At 69.2% G+C, this 4,912-nt stretch carries 4 protein-coding genes; all 4 read left to right on the top strand.

Annotated elements, in window-relative coordinates; genetic code table 11:
• Window positions 1-273 precede the first annotated feature (273 nt).
• The 4 genes from AC2CHG_RS29955 to AC2CHG_RS29940 are packed head-to-tail and all read left to right on the top strand — an operon-like array spanning window position 274 to window position 4,839.
• Entirely contained in the window at window positions 274-1,476 is a 1,203-nt protein-coding gene (locus AC2CHG_RS29955; protein ID WP_484526064.1) for a LeuA family protein, read from the top strand.
• Window positions 1,473-2,888, top strand: a complete 1,416-nt coding sequence (leuC, locus tag AC2CHG_RS29950; RefSeq protein WP_484526063.1) for a 3-isopropylmalate dehydratase large subunit — start codon at window positions 1,473-1,475, stop codon at window positions 2,886-2,888. Before AC2CHG_RS29955 ends, leuC begins: the two co-directional genes overlap by 4 nt.
• Window positions 2,885-3,520: a 3-isopropylmalate dehydratase small subunit gene (gene leuD, locus AC2CHG_RS29945; RefSeq protein ID WP_484526062.1), complete on the top strand. Its 636-nt coding sequence runs from the start codon at window positions 2,885-2,887 to the stop codon at window positions 3,518-3,520. The genes leuC and leuD overlap by 4 nt, the downstream gene beginning before the upstream one ends.
• Window positions 3,517-4,839, top strand: coding sequence for a serine hydrolase domain-containing protein (locus tag AC2CHG_RS29940; RefSeq protein WP_484526061.1), 1,323 nt, complete (start codon window positions 3,517-3,519; stop codon window positions 4,837-4,839). Before leuD ends, AC2CHG_RS29940 begins: the two co-directional genes overlap by 4 nt.
• The last annotated feature ends 73 nt before the right edge of the window (window positions 4,840-4,912 follow it).

The following is a 4,912-nucleotide window of genomic DNA, read 5'->3' as shown; positions in this document are numbered from 1 at the left end:
GCCTACAACCACCACATCCACCACCCCACCACCATCACCACCCTCGCCCAGACCTACCTGAACACCCTCGAAAACCTCATCGACCACTGCGAATGAGTACATATGGCGAGAAGGGGCCGCCCCCCACAGGGCGGCCCCGCTCTGCCGCGCGGGGCGTGTCATCGGCTTTCATGCGCACGTGAAAAGCTTTGGGGAGCGTCCAAAACCGGTGCCAGGGTGAAGCTCCAATTCACGCTCGCGTGCAGCGATCACGCGGAATGGAGGCGATCGGTCATGACCGTTCACGGCGTGCCCGAACGACGACTGATCAAGATCTTCGACACCACACTGAGGGACGGTGAACAGGCGCCGGGAAACGCCATGTCACCGCACCAGAAGCTTGAGATAGCCCTTGTGCTGGAGGAGTTGGGCGTCAACGTCATAGAGACCGGTTTCCCGAGTTCGTCGATGAACGATCAGCGGGCGACCGCGATGATCGCGGAAGCGCTGACCACCGCGGAGTTCTCCACTCTGAACCGGGCGACGCGCAGCGACATCAGCATCGCCGCGGAGGCCGGCGGGACCGACCGGCACCACCTTCAGGTCATGGTGACCGGCAGCGATATCCACCTGGAGCACAAGCGCGGGATCAGCCGCGGCGAGAGCCTTGCGGAGGTGCGGGACAGCCTGCGCTTCGCCCGCACGCTCGGCTTCACCAAGATCTCCCTCGGCATCGAGGACGCCACGCGCGGAAGTGACGACCTGCTTCAGCCGCTCATCGAGACCGGTCTCGAAGAGGGTGCGACGACCGTCGTGCTCGCCGACACGACCGGATGCATGGTGCCGTCCGAGTTTGGCGCGCTCATCGGACGGGCACGGCGCTGGGTCCCGGAGGGAATCGGGCTGTCCACGCACTGTCACGACGACATGGGGCTGTCCCTGGCCAATGCGCTCGCCGGCATCGCCGCGGGTGCCGACGAGGTGCAGGTGACTCTGGCCGGAATCGGCGAGCGGGCCGGCAACACCGCCCTGGAGGAGCTGGCTGCGGTCCTGCTCTACAAGGGCGACGAGATCCAGGCGACGAGCACTCTGCGTACGGAGGGCCTGTACGACGCCTACAAGCTGCTGAGCCGTGTGATCGGTCTGCAGCCGTCCCGCAACAAGGCGCTCTTCGGCGAGAACGCCTTCGCCACCCTCGCGGGGATCCACCAGGCGGGCATGCTGCGCACCCCGGTGAACTACGAGTACGTCGAGCCGCACCGCTTCGGCAGGCAACGGGAGATGCTCGTCGGGCGCCACTCGGGTCACAACGTGGTCCGCTACGCCTTCCAGCAGTTGGGGCTGCCCGTTGACGAATCGGATGTGCGGCGCATCTACGCCGACCAGATCGCGGACCGTACGGGCGGGCAGACCTTGACCCTCGACGGCCTCAAGGCGCTGATCCTCCAGGAGTCGGTCGTCGCCAGGGAACCGGGTGCCGTCGAGGTGACCAGTTGACGACCACGCCACGGACACTGGTCGAGAAGATCTGGGACCGGCATACCGTCGTGCGTGAGCCCGGCGAGCCCGACCTCCTCTACATCGACCTGCACCTCGTGCACGAAGCGAGTTCGCCGCAGGCGTTCGACGGCCTCGCGCTGGCCGGGAGGCGGGTACGCCGGCCAGACCTCACGCTCGCTGTCGAGGATCACAACGTCCCGACCAATACCTTGATGATCAAGGATGCCATGGGTCTGGCGCAGGTGCAGCGGCTGCGGGAGAACTGCGCGCTGTACGGGATCGAGCAGTTCCGTCTCGGGGACGCACGGCAGGGCATCGTGCACGTCGTGGCACCCGAGCTGGGAGTCGTACAGCCGGGCATGACCATCGTCTGCGGCGACAGCCACACCTCCACCCATGGAGCCTTCGGCGCTCTCGCGTTCGGTGTCGGCACCAGCGACGTGGAGCACGTGCTGGCGACGCAGACCCTCGCGCTGGCCCGTCCCCGCACCCTGCTCGTCCGTTTCGTCGGTGAGACGCCGCCCGACGTCACTCCGAAGGACCTGATCCTCGCGCTGATCGCCGAGATCGGCGCCAACGGGGCACACGGGCACGTCATCGAGTATGAGGGCTCCGCTGTCGACCGGCTGTCCATGGAGGGTCGGATGACGATCTGCAACATGAGCATCGAGGCGGGCGCGCGGGCCGGGCTGATCGCGCCGGACCGTACGACGGTCGACTACCTCGCGGGCCGGCCGGGTGCGCCGACGGGCGCGGACCTGGAGGCGGCGACCGCGGCGTGGTTGGCGCTGCGCACCGACCCCGGGGCCACCTACGACCGGGTCGTCGAGCTCGACGTGACCGGCCTGACCCCGTTCGTCACCTGGGGGACGAACCCGGGCCAGGCGGTGCCCCTCAGCGGCGCGGTGCCTGATCCGGACACCTTCGAGGACGCGGTGGAACGCGCCGCGGCCGTCCGGGCGCTGGAGTACATGGGGCTCGTGCCGCACGTACGCATGCGGGACGTCACCGTCGACACGGTCTTCCTCGGCTCCTGCACGAACGGGCGCATCGAGGACCTGCGGGCGGCGGCCGACGTCCTGCGCGGGAAGCGGGTCGCCGACTCGGTGACCATGCTGGTCGTGCCCGGGTCGATGGACGTGCGCCGGCAGGCGGAGGAGGAAGGGCTCAGCGACGTGTTCGAGAAGGCCGGCGCCCAGTGGCGACTGTCGGGCTGCTCGATGTGCATGGGCATCAACGCCGACCGGCTGCAGGGCGGCGAGCGGGTCGCCTCCACGTCGAACCGCAACTACGAAGGCCGGCAGGGGACCGGGGCGCGTACCCATCTCGTGTCACCGGCCGTCGCCGCGGCCACCGCCGTCACCGGGCGCCTGACCGCGCCGCACGAACTCACGGAAGGAGTCGCATGAACCCCGTGCGACGGCACACCGGCCGCGGTCTCGTGCTGCGCCGTAGCGATGTCGACACCGATCAGATCATCCCGGCTGAGTTCTGCAAGCGGCTGACCAAGAGCGGCTACGAGGACGCTCTCTTCGCGCACTGGCGCAAGGACGACGGCTTCGTTTTCAACCTGCCGGAGCGGGCGGACGCCACGGTGCTCGTCGCGGGGCACAACTTCGGCACCGGCAGTTCCCGGGAACACGCGGTCTGGGCTCTGCGGGACTGGGGGATCGCCGCGGTCATCGCCACCAGTTTCGGTGACATCTTCCTCCGCAACGCCCTGAAGAACCAGCTCCTCGCGGTGGCGCTGCCGGAGGCGGCCGTGGCCGTGCTCGCCGAGCGGGTAGAGAGTGACCCGGCGTACCAGGTGACCGTCGACGTCGAGCACCAGACCGTCCTGTCGGACGCGGGCTCCTGGCCGTTCTCCATCGGCGTCCGCGAACGACGGTTGCTGCTCAACGGTCAGGACGACATCGATGTGACGATGCTCAACGAGGACACCATTTCCTCCTACGAGCGGGGCCGCGAGCGCTGGTTGCCGCGCCTGCGCCGCGGTGTCTTCGCCGGGACGGCGGCGGACGGGACGGGCGCCTTCCGATGAACGCCGATGAGTTGCTGGCGGTGCTGGAAGCCGGGATGGCGGCTCATCGGATCCCCGGCGCCCAACTCGTGGTGCATCAGGGCGGGAAAACCACCCAAGCGTTCGCGGGAACGGCTGACTCCGGCACGGGAGAGCCGGTCACCTCGCGAAGCCTTTTCCCGTTCGGGTCGGTGACCAAGCCCTTCACCGCCACACTTATCGCCCAGATGGTCGACGAAGAAGATGTCGATCTCGACAGCCCGGTCCTGGATCACCTTCCGGAGTTGCGTGGGGCCACCGCACCGCAATGGCGACGTCTGACACTGCGTCACCTGCTGAGCCACACCGGCGGGCTGGTCGCCGATCACGACCTGGGCGAGCGAGGGCTCCGGTCGCTGCGCCGTTTCGCGGCCGGCTGCCGCGACCTGGAGTTCGTCGCCGAACCGGGGACGAGGTTCTCGTACTCCAACACCGGGTACATCCTGGCCGGCCGCTGTGTGGAGGCGATGACCGGCTACACGTGGTGGGAGGCGCTCGACTCCTTCCTCGCCCGGCCGCTGGGACTCGGCCTGGCCGACCTGACAGCGCCTGGTCCGGGCCCCGGACCGGTCAGCGGGCACGGCGTCAGCGGGGAGCGGGTCTGGCCCGTTCCGGTGGAGCTGCCGACGACGTGGGCGCCCGCCGGTGGAGTGACGGGCTCGGCGACGGACCTGGTCACCTTCGCGTTGCTCCATGTCGATCCCGCCATGGCCGGTTCCGGGCTGCTCTCCCCGGCTGCCGGGAGCCTGCTCCGGGAGCCGGTTCCGGCCGCGGAGCCCTTCGGGCTGGCCGAGCGCTGGGGCTCGGGCTGGGCGATCTTCCGCAACGGCTGGATCGGTCACGACGGCACCCTCGACGGCGCCGTCTGCCATGTCCGGGTACACCCCGCCACCACCAGCGTGATCGCGTACGTCGCCAACGCGACGAGCGGTGACGCACTGTGGACGGATCTGACGGTGGCGGTCTCCGCGCTCGGCCTCGACGTCGCCGAGGCCGAGATGCCGATCGCCGACGTCGAGATCCCCTTCACCGATCTTGAGCAGTACGAGGACGTGTATGTGAACGGCAGGACCAGGCTGACCGTGCGGGCCGAGGAGGGCGGACGGCTGCGCATCGTCGACGCCGGTGGCTTCAAGGCCACGCTCATCGGCTGCGGGGCCGACCATTTCGCCGTGCGTCGCGCCGACAGCAAGGAGGTGCCCCACCTGGGCCGGTTCCTGCGTGACGACGCGAGAAGGGTGACGGCGTTGCAGTTGAGCGGCCGGCTGGCCCTGGCGCGGCGAACCGCCGCGGCTTCCTGAGGGGAGTGTGCGCCGGGCGAGTGCCCGGGCGCAATTCGCCGAGGGGCGGGCGGGCCGGTGAGCACCGGCCCGC

Source organism: Micromonospora sp. ATLC20 (assembly GCF_057196585.1).
This window is presented reverse-complemented; position numbering and strand designations above follow the sequence as displayed.